Annotated in this window: 12 protein-coding genes; 9 read left to right on the forward strand and 3 right to left on the reverse strand. The window is 56.4% G+C overall.

Going from position 1 to position 16600, the window contains the following annotated elements; translation table 11 throughout:
- Positions 1–134: 134 nt before the first annotated feature.
- Positions 135–1022 (reverse strand): AraC family transcriptional regulator, encoded by an 888-nt coding sequence (locus tag VQ071_RS26825; protein ID WP_340517611.1) that lies wholly within the window; start codon positions 1020–1022, stop codon positions 135–137.
- A gap of 140 nt (positions 1023–1162) precedes the next feature.
- Between VQ071_RS26825 and VQ071_RS26830 the strand changes: the two genes are divergently transcribed.
- From VQ071_RS26830 to VQ071_RS26870, 9 genes are all read left to right on the forward strand, one after another.
- The gene (locus VQ071_RS26830; RefSeq protein WP_340517613.1) at positions 1163–2209 is read left to right on the forward strand and encodes a Gfo/Idh/MocA family protein; all 1047 of its coding nucleotides are present in this window, start codon (positions 1163–1165) and stop codon (positions 2207–2209) included.
- A 15-nt stretch (positions 2210–2224) separates the two neighbouring features.
- Positions 2225–2959: a ThuA domain-containing protein gene (locus tag VQ071_RS26835; RefSeq protein ID WP_340517614.1), complete on the forward strand. Its 735-nt coding sequence runs from the start codon at positions 2225–2227 to the stop codon at positions 2957–2959.
- Positions 2960–3035: 76 nt separating this feature from the next.
- Positions 3036–4790, forward strand: coding sequence for a sensor histidine kinase (locus tag VQ071_RS26840; protein WP_340517616.1), 1755 nt, complete (start codon positions 3036–3038; stop codon positions 4788–4790).
- Complete coding sequence (locus tag VQ071_RS26845; protein WP_340517617.1) at positions 4787–6394, forward strand: response regulator transcription factor; 1608 nt, start codon at positions 4787–4789, stop codon at positions 6392–6394. The genes VQ071_RS26840 and VQ071_RS26845 overlap by 4 nt, the downstream gene beginning before the upstream one ends.
- 77 nt (positions 6395–6471) lie before the next feature.
- Positions 6472–7440: an ABC transporter permease gene (locus VQ071_RS26850; RefSeq protein ID WP_340517619.1), complete on the forward strand. Its 969-nt coding sequence runs from the start codon at positions 6472–6474 to the stop codon at positions 7438–7440.
- 13 nt (positions 7441–7453) lie between these two features.
- A complete protein-coding gene (locus tag VQ071_RS26855) occupies positions 7454–8335 on the forward strand; it encodes a carbohydrate ABC transporter permease (protein ID WP_340517620.1) in 882 nt (293 codons plus the stop codon).
- Between the two features lie 71 nt (positions 8336–8406).
- The gene (locus VQ071_RS26860; RefSeq protein ID WP_340517621.1) at positions 8407–9999 is read left to right on the forward strand and encodes an ABC transporter substrate-binding protein; all 1593 of its coding nucleotides are present in this window, start codon (positions 8407–8409) and stop codon (positions 9997–9999) included.
- A 243-nt stretch (positions 10000–10242) separates the two neighbouring features.
- The gene (locus tag VQ071_RS26865) at positions 10243–11292 is read left to right on the forward strand and encodes a LacI family DNA-binding transcriptional regulator (protein ID WP_340517622.1); all 1050 of its coding nucleotides are present in this window, start codon (positions 10243–10245) and stop codon (positions 11290–11292) included.
- 13 nt (positions 11293–11305) lie between these two features.
- Positions 11306–12937 (forward strand): alpha-glucosidase, encoded by a 1632-nt coding sequence (locus VQ071_RS26870; RefSeq protein ID WP_340517623.1) that lies wholly within the window; start codon positions 11306–11308, stop codon positions 12935–12937.
- Between the two features lie 312 nt (positions 12938–13249).
- Here the strand turns inward: VQ071_RS26870 and VQ071_RS26875 are convergent, their stop codons facing one another.
- Together VQ071_RS26875 and VQ071_RS26880 are read right to left on the reverse strand one after the other, a co-directional pair.
- Entirely contained in the window at positions 13250–14857 is a 1608-nt protein-coding gene (locus VQ071_RS26875) for a response regulator transcription factor (protein WP_340517625.1), read from the reverse strand.
- Positions 14858–14873: 16 nt separating this feature from the next.
- Positions 14874–16595, reverse strand: coding sequence for a sensor histidine kinase (locus VQ071_RS26880; RefSeq protein ID WP_340517627.1), 1722 nt, complete (start codon positions 16593–16595; stop codon positions 14874–14876).
- Positions 16596–16600: the final 5 nt, after the last annotated feature.

The raw sequence follows: 16600 nt of genomic DNA on the forward strand, positions 1-16600 counted from the left end.
AAAATAAAAGTTGCGAGCACAACTTAAGAGTTCCTATGCGGAGGTCTATCACAAGATTGAATATGCTAGAAGACTAAAAGAGGCCCGATATGCACACTGCGGGAGTGGTGTGAAATTCGAGGCGTTCGATTGGTTTATTTCAAATCGGCATCCTGCGGCTCTTTGCCATAAGCTGTAGGCGCGACGCCGGCGAATTTCTTGAATACTTTACTGAAATGATAGACGTCCGCGAACCCGACCAGCCGGGCAATCTCGCCGATGCTCAGCCTTGTAGTCTCAAGCAGCTCGCGGGAATGATCGATGCGTACTTTGTTAATATAATAGGCGATGGAGTAGCCGGCGAGCTTGTTAAACGTTCGATTCAAATAGTCAAAGTTGCATTTGAATTCGCGTTCGATTCGTTCGCTGGTCAATTTGCTCGGATAGTGCTGATGAATATAATCCAGCAATTCATAAGCGATCACGATCGACTTCGTCGGTCGTTTTCGACTTTTCTGCAGCACGGCCAACATGTTCTCGCGCGACAGACGGATGAACAGCTCCGACAGCTTGAGAGCGGTCATGCCTTGGTTGTAGGTTTTCCGTCTGTAAAGCTGCTGCATCTCGTTTAATATGCCCAGAATTTGCGACATGGCGGATTTGTTCGGCAGGCTGAAGTACTTGGAGAAGCAGCATCTGTTTTTTGCATCCGGCTCGTGGTCCTCCCGGAAGAAAGCGTGGGCGATAGCCTGCAGATCGTCCACAACGATCGATGAAATATCCGGATGCTTGAAGTGAATGAAGTAATAGTCGCAGGCATGCATCTCGAAGCCTTCATGCTCGAGACCGGGCTCAAGCATGAACACGTCTCCCTGCTGCAGGTTGTACCGGTGCCCATTTTCTTCAATATACAGCGCGCCGCTAAGAATGACGTACAGAATATACTCGTCCGAAGTCCGCTTGAAGTGGATCCATGGATTTTTATACGATACGAAGCCCATCAACGCGATGCGCGGATTCCAATCCAAATTTACAGCCAGCAAAGCGGCTCCTCCTCATGCTTTTTTTATTTAAAAGTCGCTAATGTACAAAACGTGTCTCGATCCGCCATTTTCATTCATCCTACCATAAACTATGATGTACATGAAGTTTAACGAACCTGCCAATGAGGATGATGGTGTGAATGGGGAAATTAAAAGTCGGTATCATCGGACTAGGAGGGATCGCGGATTTTCATAGCAAGGGCATTTTGGACAGTGCCGACGCGGAGATCTGGTCGATCAGCGATTGCAACGCCGCCTTGCTTGAAAAAAGAGGCAAGGAATGGAATATTCCTGCTTCCCGCATGCATCTCGACTACGAGCTGATGCTGCAGGACCCGGAGCTGGATGCGGTCACGATCGGCACGCCGAACTTCAATCATTTCGAGATCGCGAAGCTGGCCATCGCGTACGGCAAACCATTTGCGCTCGAGAAGCCGGTCGCGCTGAATGCAGGAGAAGCGGCTGTTCTGAAGGACATGCTGGCTCGCAACCCGATACCCCACATGATCTGTTTCTCCTATCGCTACAAGAGCGCGGTGCGATATGCGAAGCAATTGATCGAATCGGGCAGGCTCGGAAAAATCCTTCACGTGTACGGCCAATACTTGCAGGGCTGGGCGATCGACGAGGAGATCCCGCTCGTCTGGCGGTTCCGCAAGGCGTTGACCGGCTCGGGCGCACTCGGAGATTTGGGCAGCCATATGCTCGATTTGACCCGTTTTCTGGTCGGCGATACCCGGCGGGTTATGGCGGATGCCGGCACGATCGTTGCAGAGCGCGATCTTCCCGACGGGTCGGGCAAAGGCGAGGTCGACGTGGACGATTACTGCCATGTGCTCTCCCGGCTCGAAGGCGGCGTCTCTGCGACGATGACGATCTCCAGATTTGCCTACGGACGCGGCAACGATCAGCAGATCGAGATTTACGGCACCCAGGGCGCACTGATCTACAATCTGGAGGCGCAAGACACGCTCAAGGTTAAATTCGCGGACGAGGGCGACATGCAGTTCCGTGAAGTCGACATGCCGGATGAATGCCGGATGGGGCAGATGCAGGCATTTTTCGATCTGGTAAACGGGCGCGGCGATGGGAATAATGCAACGATTGAGGACGGTTATGCGAATCAGCTGGCCGTGGATGCAATTATACAATCTTTTACCGAACAGAAATGGATATCCGTCGAATAGGAGGCGCTTCAAAAAATGACGACAATCAAAGTAACCGTATGGAACGAATACCGGCACGAGAAAACGAATCCGCAGGTGGCGGAGATTTATCCGGAAGGCATTCACGGCGCGATCGCGGGACATTTGCGGACTGCGGGCGAGCTTGACGTATCGACGGCGACGCTGGACGAGCCGGAGCACGGATTGACGGACGAAGTGCTGGACCGTACGGATGTGCTGATCTGGTGGGGGCATCTCGCGCACGGCGATGTCCGCGACGATATCGCGGACAAGGTGAGGGAGCGCGTGCTGCAGGGGATGGGGCTGATCGTATTGCATTCCGGACACGGCTCCAAAGTGTTCGAGCGGCTGCTCGGCACGCGCACCGGCGCATTGAAGTGGAGAGACGACGGGGAGCGGGAGCGGCTGTGGGTCATCGAGCACGGCCATCCGATCGTCGACGGTCTGGGCGACTATATCGATATTCCGAAGGAAGAGATGTACGGGGAGCGATTCGAGATACCGGCGCCGGACGAGCTGGTGCTGATCTCCTGGTTCGAGGGCGGAGAGGTGTTCCGCAGCGGCTGCTGCTATCGGCGCGGCAAAGGAAAGCTGTTCTACTTCCGCCCCGGACACGAGACATTCCCCGTGTATCATCATCCGCAAGTGCTGCAGGTTATCCATAATGCGGTCAAGTGGGCCGCACCGACGAGAGGGGCGACCGTCTCCTACGGACGGATCGCCTCCGGCAGCCTGAACGGCGGGCAATAAATGACTTAAGCGCGAAGGGTCTATTCAATAGACCCGTTCGCGCATTTTCTTCTTTTGCGGAGGGTTGCGTCGCGCTATGACATTGAACAAAACAAGAGGGCTGCGCTCGCGCTTCATCGTGCTATTCACTGCGGTCACGCTGCCGCTGCTGCTGCTGCTGTTCGTCGCGGGCCATTATGCCCGACAAGTCGTGCTCACGCAGGTGGCGAATTCTTATCAGAATCTCGTCAATTCCAATCTTCATATGATCGACAGAAGTCTGGACGACATCACGACCAATATGGTCTATATCGTAGACCATGACGATAATTTTCAGAAGTTCGGCAGGTCGGGACTGTCCGACTCCGATTATTTTTTTGCGAAGACGGAGCTGCTTCAGCGCAATTCGGCATATCGCTCGTACTACCATACGGTCGATATGTTCTACATTTATGCCAGGAACAACGACTTGTTCGCCGCGACGAACGTCATTCCGGGCTCGGATCACGACGAGGTCAAAGCCTGGATTACCGGTTCTCTTCAGTCCGCCGAAGCGCGTGTGCCGCTGCTGTACAAGTGGTCGATCGTTCGGATCGGCGGTCAAAATTTCCTGCATCGGGTCGTCAGCGACGATTCGAACAACGATACGTTTATCGGTGCGCTCATTAATGTCAATACATTAAAGACGGCACTCGGCGATCTTAATCTGCGCGAAGGCGGAGACGTTCTTTTTGCCGGCGAGGACGGTACCGTGCTGTCGGAGCTTTCCCCGAAGTTTCACGATGATTTCCGGCTTCCCGCCGACAAGCTGACGACGAATACGTCGTTTTCCTATACCGATCATGCGAGCAAGCTGTTTATCATTACAAGCCGGTCCGTGGAGAACGGCATCAGCATGGCTGTCGTCCTGCCCTACTCGGAGCTGCTGCGCAGCTTGAAAAACTTTCAGACGGCGATCAACGTGCTGCCGATATTCGTATTTCTGATTTTGCTCGTCTATTTGTTCGTGTTTCGAAAAATCATTTACCGGCCGATTTTGCAGCTGCTGGTGGCCATCCGCAGAACGAAGGACGGCGATAGGGACATCAAGCTTCCGGGTTCTCCCGTATTAGAATTTGATATTATTAATCATACGTTTAACGACATGGTCGAAGAAATCAAAGATTTAAAAATAGATGTGTACGAAGAACGGCTGAACGTGCAGAAAGCGGAATTTAAGCATCTTCAAACGCAGATCAATCCTCATTTTTTCTTGAACACGATGAACATCATTTTTCAGCTGGCCGACATGAAGCGATATGAACTCGTCAAGAAAACCGTCCGCCATATGGTGCAGTATTTCCGGTTCATACTGGGCGCGAGCAGGGATACGATCACACTGGGGGACGAGCTTGCCCACATTCGCAATTACCTGGAGATACAGAAGCTGCGCTATCAGGAGTCGTTCGAGTTCGACATCGACGTCGAGCAGGAGCTGCCGGCAGCGCAGGTCCCTTCGCTGATCGTGCAGCCGTTCGTCGAGAATGCGATGCTGCACGGCATGAGCGTCAGAGGGGAGCCGTTCACGCTGAGCGTCACGGCGTCGCGGTCGGGCGTTCCCGAAGGACAGATGTGTATCGAGGTGAGGGACAGCGGCAAGGGTACGACGCCCGAGATGCTCGCAGACCTGTCCTCGGAGAATTATGCGCCCGCTTCGGAAGACAATCATATCGGCATCTGGAATGTGAAAAGACGATTGGCGATGCGCTACGGATACCGGGCGACGATCTCTTTTTTTCACAATGAACCGAAAGGATTCGGGGTACGGCTCTGCCTGCCTATCGAAATTGGAAAGGAGCTTGACGCAAAATGACTCAAATGCTGATCGTCGACGACGAGCCGTTCGCGGTGGACGGCATTCGGCAATGCGCCGACTGGGAAGCGCTCGGCATCCGCATCGTACATACGGCCCATCATGCGGATGAAGCCAAAAAAATAATGCAGGCGCATCCGATCGACATACTGATCTGCGATATCGAGATGCCTGACGAGGACGGACTGTCCGTCGTCCGCTGGGTGAAGGAGCGATTCCCGCATATCGAGTCGTTGTTTCTGACCTGTCATTCCGAATTCTCCTATGCCAAGCAGGCCATTCAACTCGGCAGCTACGATTATTTGTTGAAGCCGGTCGACGGCGGGGAGCTGGTTCAGGTCGTCGTCCGCATGCTGCAAAAAATTAAAGAAAGACAAGAAAGCCAGCAGCGCAGCGAGCAGTATCAAAAAGCCGAAGAAATGTGGAGAAGACAGCAGCCGCTGCTGGCGGAGAAGTTCTGGCAGGATCTGCTGTCGCGGCGGATTCTCTCCTTCGGCAATTTTCTGGAGCGGGCGATAGACGATTCCCGGCTGGCGCTGGCTCCGTCGGACCGGGTGCTGCCGATCTTGATCAGCATCGAGGAATGGAAAAAGCCGCTGGACGAGCGGGATCAGGATATTATGGAATATGCCGTCAAAAAGGCGGCCGATGAAGTGTTTCTGTCCGGCATGCCGGGAGACGTCATTGTCGACCGCAGCGGCGTTCTGTTTGCGATGATATACGCGGACGAGGCCGCGCGCGACGCCGAGCGATGGACGAATGCAGGAACGAAGTTTATCGAGATTTGCCAAACTTACTTTTACTGCCAGGTTGCCTGCTACGTAGGCCATCATGTGCAGCTGCAGGATGTGTCCAGGCTCTGCGACGCCCTCAAAAGCCTCGAGCGCAACAACGTTAGCCGGAAGCAATCGGTCATTATGTACACGCCGCAAGCCGCAGCGCCCGCTGCCGCAACCGGCATCGAATGTATCGACGATTCCGTATGGCTGTCCTGCATGCTCGGCGGAGAACAGGACAAGATCGTCGGGCTGATCGAGCGCAGCGTAGAACAGCTGGAGTCGGACAGAAGTATGCCTGAAAAGCGGATCGAGACGCTCTGCCACATGACGCTCCGGATCGTCTACGACTTCCTGCATGTCAAAAGAATCGCGGCAAGCGAAGTTCCGCAGTTCACGGTATGGGCGACGGCGCAGATCAGAAGCTTGTCCCAGTACAAGCACTGGGCCGAAAATCTGATCTGCGCCGTCATGGAGACGGCTTACTCGGAGCAGGAGGCCGGCGGCGTCGTCCATAAATCGATTCAATATATGAAGGAGCAAGTGGAAGAAAACATATCGCGGGACGATGTGGCCGCCCACGTCAACCTCAACCCGGCCTACCTGTCCCGGCTGTTCAAAAAAGAAACCGGCGCCAATCTCATCGATTATATGATCGAGATCAAAATGAATCGGGCCAAGCAGCTGCTCGACGGCTCGTCCATGACGGTCGGCGCGATCGCGCAGCAGGTCGGATACAGCAACTTTTCCCATTTTACGAAAATGTTCAAGAAGCAATTCGGCGTCAACCCGCAGCAATATCGCAATGTCACAAAAAGACTAGACTGAGGTGACAAAAACGGCGGAGCGGCTCATGCGTCCACCCTATACTGAGTGTATACAAACTTGAGAAGTAGGTGGAGCGCATGGCCGCAGCAGATCGGGCGGCAACACTGCAAGCGCGGGCGGTCAACCGCCCCAGAAGCGTCCTGGGCACATTGTGGAAGTATCGGGCGCTCCTCATTCTGGCATTGCCGGGCATCGTCATGCTGTTCATCAACAACTATCTCCCGATGTTCGGAATTTTCCTGGCCTTCAAAGACTTGAATTATACGCAGGGAATCTGGGGCAGTCAGTGGGTCGGCTTCAAAAACTTCGAGTTTTTGTTCGCCTCCAACGACGCCTGGAAAATCATCAAGCACACGCTGCTGTATAATCTCGTATTCCTCGTCCTCAACACCAGTCTCGCCGTGCTGCTGGCCATTTTGCTGAACGAAGTGAAAAATCGCGTTCTGTCGAAGTTTTTCCAGAGCTCGGTCATCCTCCCGAACTTCGTGTCGATGGTTATCGTCGGCTACGTCGTATTCGGATTCCTCAACCCGGAGCTTGGCTTCGTGAACAAGTCGATCCTCGAACCGCTGGGCAAGGACCCGGTCGCCTGGTATGCGTCGCCGGAATACTGGCCGTATATCCTCGTCATCGTCAACACCTGGAAAACGGTCGGCTATTCCGCCATCGTCTATCTGGCCGCCATCGTCGGCATCGATCAGGAATACTACGAAGCCGCATTGATCGACGGCGCCGGCAAATGGAAGCAGATGACGAAAATTACGATTCCGCTGATCGCCCCGGTCATCATCATTTTGACGCTGCTGGCGATCGGCCGAATTTTCAACGCGGATTTCGGACTGTTCTACCAGGCGACGATGGCTTCTTCCATGCTGAAGGAGACGACCGAGGTCATCGACACTTACGTATACAACGCCTTGCTCGTGACGGGCGATACGGGTCTTGCGTCGTCCGCGGGCCTGGTGCAATCCGTCGTCGGCTTCATCCTCGTCATCACGGTCAATTTCATCGTCAAAAGAATCAGCAAAGAAAACGCGCTGTTCTAAGGAGGGGTGAGGCGTGGCAATCAAAAAGCGAACGAATCCGTTTATCGTCATCATTTTGAGTCTGTTGAGTCTGGCCTGCATTTTGCCGTTCTGGCTCGTCCTGATGGTATCGCTGTCCAACGAAAACGAGGTCACGCTGCACGGATACAGCTTCTGGCCCAAACATATCGACTGGGTGGCTTATCAATATCTGATGCACGATTCCGGCAATATTATCAGGGCGTACGGGGTGACGATACTCGTCACGATCATAGGCGTAGCCGTCAGCCTGTTTATTACTTCAGCGATGGCTTACACGTTGTCGCGAAGCGATTTTCCTTACCGCAATGCGCTCGGCTTCTACGTTTTTTTCACCATGCTGTTCTCGGGCGGGCTGCTCCCGTGGTACCTGGTGTACACCCGCTTCCTCCACGTGCAGGATACGCTGCTCGCGCTTATCGTACCGGGACTGATCGGCGGCTTCAACGTGTTTATTATGCGGACGTTTTTTACGAACAGCATACCGCCTTCGCTGATCGACTCCGCCCAGATCGACGGAGCGAGCGAATACAGAACCTACTTCAGCATCATATTGCCCTTGTCGCTGCCGGTGCTCGCGACGATCGGACTGTTCACCATCGTCTCGTACTGGAACGACTGGTTCACGAGCCTGGTGTTCATCAACAAGGAGAAGCTGTATTCGCTGCAGTACCTGCTGAACAAGACGCTGATGAACGCATCGTTCCTGCAGTCTATCGCCAACAAAGCCTACAGCAGCACGGCCAATGTGTCGCAGCCGCTCGAATCGATCCGGATGGCGATGGCGATGGTGGCGATCGGGCCGCTCGTGCTGGTGTTCCCTTTCCTGCAGAAGTACTTCATTAAAGGACTGACGGTAGGCGCAGTCAAAGGCTAAGCCCGGTGAAGTCATCGGTTTAGTATAGATCCGCAAATCGACGATGCAATCAATGGGGAGGATTCATTCACATGAAAAGATGGAAGAAAGGGACGACAGTACTGTCCGGACTGATGCTGTCGGTCGCCCTCGCGGCGACAGGCTGCGGCAACAGCAATGCCGGCGGCGACAGCGCTTCGAGTGCGGCGGCGACGCCGTCCGCTTCAGGCGGAGACGGCCAGAAGGCGCTCGCCCCGTACGAGGTCGTCATGGTGTATCCCGACGGGCCGCAAAGCGACCTGACGAGCGTGCAGAGCGGGATCAACGATTACTTGAAGCAGACCTATCCCGAGATGAACATGACGGTAAAACTGAATCCGATCGACTGGGGCGCGTGGAGCGACAAGACGAATCTGATGATGGCTTCGGGAGACAAGTTCGACCTGTTCTTCACCGCGGACTGGCTCGGCTTCAACCAGCAGGTCGCCAAGGGCGGTCTGCTCCCGCTGGACGATCTGCTGGCCAAGTACGGCCAGGATATCGAAGCGGTCGAGAAGGACTATCACGATCCGGCCAAGCGCGGCGGCAAGCTGTACGGCATCCATACGCATCAGGAGCTGGGCGGCTCGCAGGGCGTATATCTGAACAAGGAGCTGGCGGACAAGTACAAGTTCGACCTGAGCGTGTTCAAGTCGGGCAAGGTGGAGGACCTGGAATCCATGCTCGCCACGATCAAGGAGAAGGAGCCGGGCGTCACGCCGCTCGTGGCGCCGAGCTTCCCGCTGGAGGCGTACTACTCCTCCGGCACGACGGACTCGATCGGCAGCCTGGCCGCGCTGAACGTGCTGGGCACCGCGCCGGATGACTACACCGTCGTCAATCTGTTCTCCACGCCGCGTTATATGGAATTGGCCAAGCTGACGCGCAAGTGGTTCCAGGCCGGCTATATCAACAAAGATGCGTTGACGCCGGGGCTTGACGCGTGGAAAAAATTCCAGGCCGGCAAAGCGTTCGCGCTCGTCGGCGACATGGATATTCTCGCCGATATGACGATCGGCTCCGCGGCCATCTCCCCGAACGGTTCCTTGAAGGCGGGCCGCGAGGTGCTGCAAATACCGCTCAATATCGACCGGCTGCAAACCGGCAAGATGACGGCGACGATGCAGGCGATCTCCAAGACGAGCAAAGACCCCGAGCGCGCCATGATGCTGCTGAACCTGTTTTTCAAGGATAAAAACCTGCTGACCTTGTTCAACTTCGGCGTCGAGGGCAAGCATTATGTGCTCAAGGACGGCCAGATCGCGCTGCCGGAAGGCAAGACGATCGACAACGTCGGCTTCTATCACGATATTATGTGGCAGATCGGCAACCAGATGCTGAACTACACCCGGGTCGGAGAAGATCCGAACAAGTACGAGAACTATGAGAAGTTCAATGCGATGGTATCGAGCAACCCGTCCCGCATGTTCGGATTCATATTCGATCCGGAGCCGGTCAAAAACGAGATCATCGCGATCGATACGGCGCAGAAGGCGTTCGCGGACGGCATCAAGTCCGGTCAATTGGACCCGGAGGAAAATATTCCGAAAATGCTCGAAAAGCAGAAGCTGGCGGGTGCCGACAAAGTCATTGCGGAAGCGCAAAAGCAGCTGGACGCTTGGCGTCAGGCGAACGGCAAGTCATGAACGGCAGGGGCATAACGATTCCGGTTATGCCCTTTGCCATAGGTGAAATGGAAGACACCTGCGCGCGATTTTACGGGTTATCTGGTGAAGGCATGGATCAACGGTGCCGGGGGACAGCGGCGGCAAGCCGCTATTGGACGAGAAAGGGGACTTCGTGACGCAGCAAATCGGCACATTGACAGGCGGAGGGAGGGCAGTTAAGCTAGATTAGGTTAAACGTTTACTCTCTATAAGAACAGAGGGATGGAGCTGGAGAAACGAGAACCGACCATCAAGGATATTGCCCAAAAAACGGGCGTATCGATCGCGACCGTATCCCGGGTGATTCACGGCCTGACGGGATACTCGGACAAGACGCGGGAGCTGGTGATGAAGGCGGCCGAGGAGCTGGGCTACAGGCCCAACGCGATCGCGCGCGGACTCGTATCGCGGCGCACGCAGACGATCGGCGTGCTGTTCCCCCAGGTGTCGGGCAGCTACTCGGCGGAGCTGCTGCACGGCATCGAGGAAGCGGCCAACGAACGCGGCTTCAGCATTATCGTGTGCAATACCGCGCGCGAGGGCGAGCGCACCATGAAGTACTTGCGTGTGCTGCGGGAAAAACAGGTCGACGGAATCGTGTTCGCGAGCCAGTTCGTCCTCGCAGCCTATGAGCAAGAGCTGGCCGCCATGCGCGTGCCGGTCATGCTGGTCAATACGCTGCCGGAACGCTCGGATCTGTCTTATATCAAGGTGGACGACCGCGAGGCGTCCAGGGAGGCGACCGAGCATCTCGTCCGGTTAGGTCATCGGGAGATTGCGATGATCGCGGGTACGCCGGACGATCCGGTCGCAGGACAGCCCCGCGTCGACGGCTACCGCGACGCACTGGAGGCAGGCGGCATTGCCTATCGGGAGGCGCTGGTCGCTTGCGGCGGCTTCTGTCTGGACGGCGGCCGGCGCGCGATGGAGCGGTTGCTGGCTGACGCGCCGTCGCTCACGGCCGTATTCGCCGCGAGCGACGAGATGGCGGCCGGCGCGCTGGCCGCTGCGCTGGAGCGCGGGCTTCGCGTTCCTGACGATCTGTCGATCGTAGGCTATGACGATCTGATCTTTGCCCGGATGGTGCATCCGCCGCTCACGACGATCCGGCAGCCGCTCTCGGAGATGGGGCGTCTCGCCACGGAGAGGCTGATCGCCCGGATCAAAGGCGAGCCGTATTCGGACGGCAGCATCATCGTTGCGCATACGCTCGTGAAGCGGGACAGCGCCGGAGAGCCGCCGAGCGGCCCGAATCTTAATATTAACGATTGAAGGAGCGATTCTCATGTCCGACAAATGGTGGAAAACGACAGTCGTCTATCAAGTCTATCCGCGGAGCTTCCAGGATTCTAACGGAGACGGCATCGGCGATCTGCAAGGCATTATCCAACGTCTGGACTACCTGCAGGAGCTGGGCATCGGCGCGATCTGGCTGAGCCCCGTCTACAAGTCGCCGAATGACGACAACGGCTACGACATCAGCGACTACTGCGACATTATGGACGAGTTCGGCACGATGGCCGACATGGACGAGCTGATCCGCGAGGCGGACGCGCGCGGCATCAAGATCGTGATGGATCTGGTCGTCAATCACACGTCCGACGAGCATCCATGGTTCATCGAATCGCGCAAAAGCAAAGACAATGAATACCGCGACTACTATATCTGGCGCGACCCTGCGCCGGGCGGCGGCGAGCCGAACGGCCTGCGGTCGACCTTCAGCGGCCCCGCCTGGAAGTATGACGAGCAGACCGGCCAATATTTTTTGCACCTGTTCAGCAAGCGGCAGCCCGATCTGAACTGGGAAAATCCGAAGGTGCGGCAGGAAGTATGGAATCTGATGAACTTCTGGCTGGAAAAGGGCGTAGGCGGCTTCCGGATGGACGTCATCGATCTCGTCGGCAAAATTCCGGATCAAGAAATTACCGGCAACGGCCCGAAGCTGCACGAATACTTGCAGGATATGCACCGCGAGACGTTCGGCCGCTATGATGTGATGACGGTCGGAGAGACATGGGGCGCGACGCCCGAGATCGCGAAGCTGTACTCCGACCCCGCGCGCAAGGAGCTGTCGATGGTATTCCAGTTCGAGCATATCGGGCTCGATCAGCAGGAAGGCAAGGATAAATGGGACTTGAAGCCGCTGTCGGTCGGCGAGCTGAAGCGCGTGCTCAGCAAGTGGCAGACGGAGCTCGGGGACCAGGGCTGGAACAGCCTGTTCTGGAACAATCACGATCTGCCGCGCATCGTATCCCGCTGGGGAGACGACGGCGCGCTGCGCGTGCCGAGCGCCAAGATGTTCGCGATCCTGCTTCATCTGATGAAGGGGACGCCGTACATTTATCAGGGCGAGGAGCTGGGCATGACCAACTGCCCGATCACGGACATCTCCGAGGCGCAGGATATCGAGACGATCAACATGTACAATGAGCGTCTTGGCTGGGGATATTCGCGCGAGGATATCATCGCCTCCATCAATGCCAAGGGACGCGACAATGCGCGCACGCCGATTCAATGGGACGATACGCCTCATGGCGGGTTCACGACGGGCACGCCATGGCTGCGGGCGAACCCCAACTACACGACGATCAACGCCGCCGCCGAGCTGGCCAATCCGGACTCGGTCTTCCATACGTACAAGCGGCTGATCGCGATCCGCAAGGCCCATCCGATCGTCGTATGGGGCGACTACGAGCTGATCGGGGACGTGCCGGAGCAGCTGTTCCTGTACCTGCGCCGTCATGAGGGCCGTACATGGGCGGTCGCGGCCAACTTCGGAGGCACGGCGATCTCGGCGACCGTACCGCAGCTCGGCCGCAGCGCGTCGGTCATCATCGCCAACTACGACCGCGCCGAAGTCGACTTCGCGCAGTTGGCGCTTCAGCCGTACGAGGCGTTCGCGGTCGAGCTGGCTTAGGGCGGTGCGGCCGGCGAGGGCATGCGACGCCCGAATCGCGGGACAACGTCAGGGACAACGTCAGGGACAGCCGTCCCTGACGTTGTTTTTAGCGGCAATATGAGCATACGGCGCGTACAACGGCTGGTCGTTAAAAAGCCGAACGACGCCGGCGTGAACGGGTATTGGATCGGCCCCACAGGCGATCGCAAGTTTGCTGACAGTAGGAAGCTGAAGCGCCGTTGACGAGCGGGCCGCGCCATCCTTGCGGAGGGCGCGGCTGTTTGGTGCGGACCAAGCTGAACATAACCCGGGCGAGGCGCCGCTGCATCGTTACGACGGTCCCGTTTTCTCGGCCTGCTTGTATTCGTTCGGCGACAGGCCGACCTCTTGCTTGAACACCTTGGCGAAGTAGGAGTAGTTGGCGTATCCGACTTTGTTCGCTACGGCGAACACCGACAGCGGCGTCGTGGCGAGCAGCTTTTTGGCGGCTTCGATGCGGGCGCCGATAATATAGGCGCCGAGCGATACGCCGGTTTCCCGCTTGAACAGCCGGGCCAGATAGTCGGGATGCAGATAAAAGACATCCGCCAGACTGAGGCGGGTCAGATCCTCTCCGTAATGCGAATGAATATATTGCTTGATCTCCTCGGCCACGGTTGTGGGCTGTCCGGCGAAGTCGCGGTACGACAGCGCGGTCTGTACCAGGTATTGCAAATACGCCTCCATATCCTCGATCGAGTTCAGGGATTGCGCCAGCAGCCGTTCGTTCGACTTGCCCTGGTACAGCTGATGCGCCTGAATGCCCTGTGCTTTGAGGAAGGCGTACACGAGCTGCATGATGTCGAGCCTGAACAGCGCGAGCGCGGATGTGGCGACATGATTTTCATCGGAATAATGATTGAGATACCTCGTCGTCTCTTGGAGAAAGGCGTCCGGCCGGTTGTGTGTCAGATGATTTTCGAGCAGGGCCAGGTCCGGCGGAATATAGGCTTCGTCGGTGCGGCCGGGATCGCGTTCGGCCAGGAATATCTGATTGCGCCGCTTGGCGATTCCCGCGTTCAGCTGCAGCAGCTGGCGGATGGCGACGCTGACGGCTTCAAGTCTGGCGGGCTTGCCGACGACACAGCAGGCATCGCATTTCAGAGCATGATTGGCTTGCTGGATGAAGGAGCCGCACAGTTGTTCAAGCTCGGACGAATCGGGCGACCGGCTCCATCGCAGGACGGCGATCCAGTTGTGCGCGCTGTATTCCAGTATCGTTTCCACGGTATATGCGGCGGATTGGAACAGCTCATGCGCCACATTGCGCAGCGCGAAGTCGAACAGACCTTTCTCCTCTGCGCCCATGCTGCCGGCATAGGGGAACAGATTGAGGAGCAGCGGCTGTACGAGATCGTCCATGGCGTACGACAGATTTTGCTCGTCGACAGCGCGCGCGATCTGCACGGGTTTCAGCTCGCACGAGGCGCTGTCCAGAATCAGCTTGCGCCAGAAGTGCTCCAGAATCTTCGCCTGATTGCGCTGCCAGTAGTAGCCCTCGCGAATGGCCTGCTTTTGCCGCTGCTGCTCACCGGCCCGCTCCACGGCTTTCCGGATGATGAGCATCAGCTTGTCGAACTGGATCGGCTTCAGAAAATATTCGAAGCTGCGCAGCTCGATCGCTTTTTGCGCATAATTGAAGTCGGCATAGTTGGTCAGCAAGATGGCCTGCACCTCATAGCTCTCCTCCCGAATCCACGCCAGCAATTCCAGACCGCTTCCTTGCGGCATCTCGATATCGGAGATGAGAATCTGGATGGCATGGCTCATCAAAATATCGCGCGCCTGGGCGACATTGTGGGCGGTATGCACCCGCTCGATGCCAAGGGAAGCCCAGTCGATCTTTTTCTCCAGCGCGGTCACGACAAAATAATCGTCATCCACCAGCAGCGCTTGCATGAGTCGAACCTCCTTTTCAGATTGGATCGGCAGGCGGCTCCGGCAGATAAAGCGTGACGCAGGCTCCGCCGCTGTTGGCAAATTCAATGCGCGCGCGCCGGCCATACAAATATTGAAGCCGCTGCACGGTGTTCATAATGCCGATCTGCGTGCCGCCGCTCTGGTCGAGCGGCTCTCCCCGCTGCAGCTTTTCCAGCACCTCCGGCGGGAAGCCGGGGCCGGTGTCCGATATCGTGACGACGGTCGTCTCCTCATCCTGAATGACGCTGCGTGCGACGGTGAGCAAGATGAGGGACGGACGGTCGCGCGACACCGCGTATTTGATGCCGTTTTCTACGAAGGTCTGCAGCACGAGCGGCGGGATTGGCGTGTCCTGCGCGGCCTCCGCTCCCTCTATCCGATACTGGAACGAGTCGCGGTAGCGGTTTTGCTGAATATCGAGGTATACGCGGACATGCTCGATCTCGTCCGCCATCCGCACGAAGTCCCGGCCGTTCTGGAAGATGTACCGGAAATAAACGGAGGTGGACAGCGCCATCTGCTGAATCTCCTCGGTCATATCCATCTGGGCCATGCTGTGAATCGTCGTCAGGCAGTTCAGAAAAAAATGCGGCTTGATCTGCAGCTTGTTGTAGTCCAGCTGAATGCGCTGCTTTTCGATCTCGCGCTCGTATATGTCGATTTTATACGTTTTGATCTGTCTGACCAGCTGCGCGAACTGCTTGTTGGCCTTCTCCAGCTCCACGATCTTGCTGCTGGCGATATCCAGCGGCTCGCCGTCCTCCGTCCAGAAGGCCAGATTGTAGGAGAAGCTCTTGATCGGCTGCAGCACCTTGTTTCTGAAGTAGAGCATGATAAAGCTCAGGCTGCACGCTACGATAAATGCCAGCAGCATAATGAGCAGCTGGGCAATCATGATCTTCTCGAAGGCGCCGAACTGAATGACAAGCTTGACGTAAAAGGAAGCGTTGTCGAACTCGCCCTTGACGGTCGTCTTGGTCTGCAGCGCGTTCCAAAAAGCGTAGCGCTCCTGGCCGACGGCCAGCGGCTTGCCTTTGTTCGAGAGCGGACTCGTCGCGAGACTGCCGTCTTCTGTCCACAGTGACGCGTAGCCATGCTCGCCCAGGTTGATCTGACGCAGCGGGCGGATCAGATCGTCGGCCGCGATCAGGCAGATCATATAGTTGTCTTGATACAGGAAGACGTTCAGGATATAAAATTTGCCTGCCAGCTGGATGGTCGACCAGCGGGAGTAAAACTGCTCGTAGATCACCTTGTCTTCAATATAAGCTTTGATCTGCTGCAGCAGCTCCTGGTACTCCTTGTATGAGAGCCCCATCGGCGCGTTGTTGAGCATGACGTTTTTTTTGCTGAGGTACAGGAAGAAATTATAGTTTCGATCATAGCTTTTTTGCAGCTCGACGAATCTGCGGTACAGCGACTCGTTGGCCTGGATGAACGCGAGATCGTCCGTGTCGTGATTGTTCATGATCTTGATATTGTCGTCGTTGGCCAGCGTCCAGCCCATGTAGTGATTAATATAGGAAAAGTCGCCGTTGAGCCGGTTGATGTACAAGTAGGCGGTATCCCGCAAATCGCGTGCGGACTGCTGCTTGACGATCGCGATCGACGCGAAGCTGATGATGAAGTCCAGAATGAGCGCGGAAAAAGAGATCACGAGAATGATCCTCACATAATGCTGGATCGGATACAGCTTGTTGTCGATCTGCTTGTCCATGCCGC

Origin of the sequence: Cohnella sp. 56, from assembly GCF_037963805.1 — a bacterium.
Classification (GTDB): Bacteria; Bacillota; Bacilli; order Paenibacillales; family Paenibacillaceae; genus Cohnella.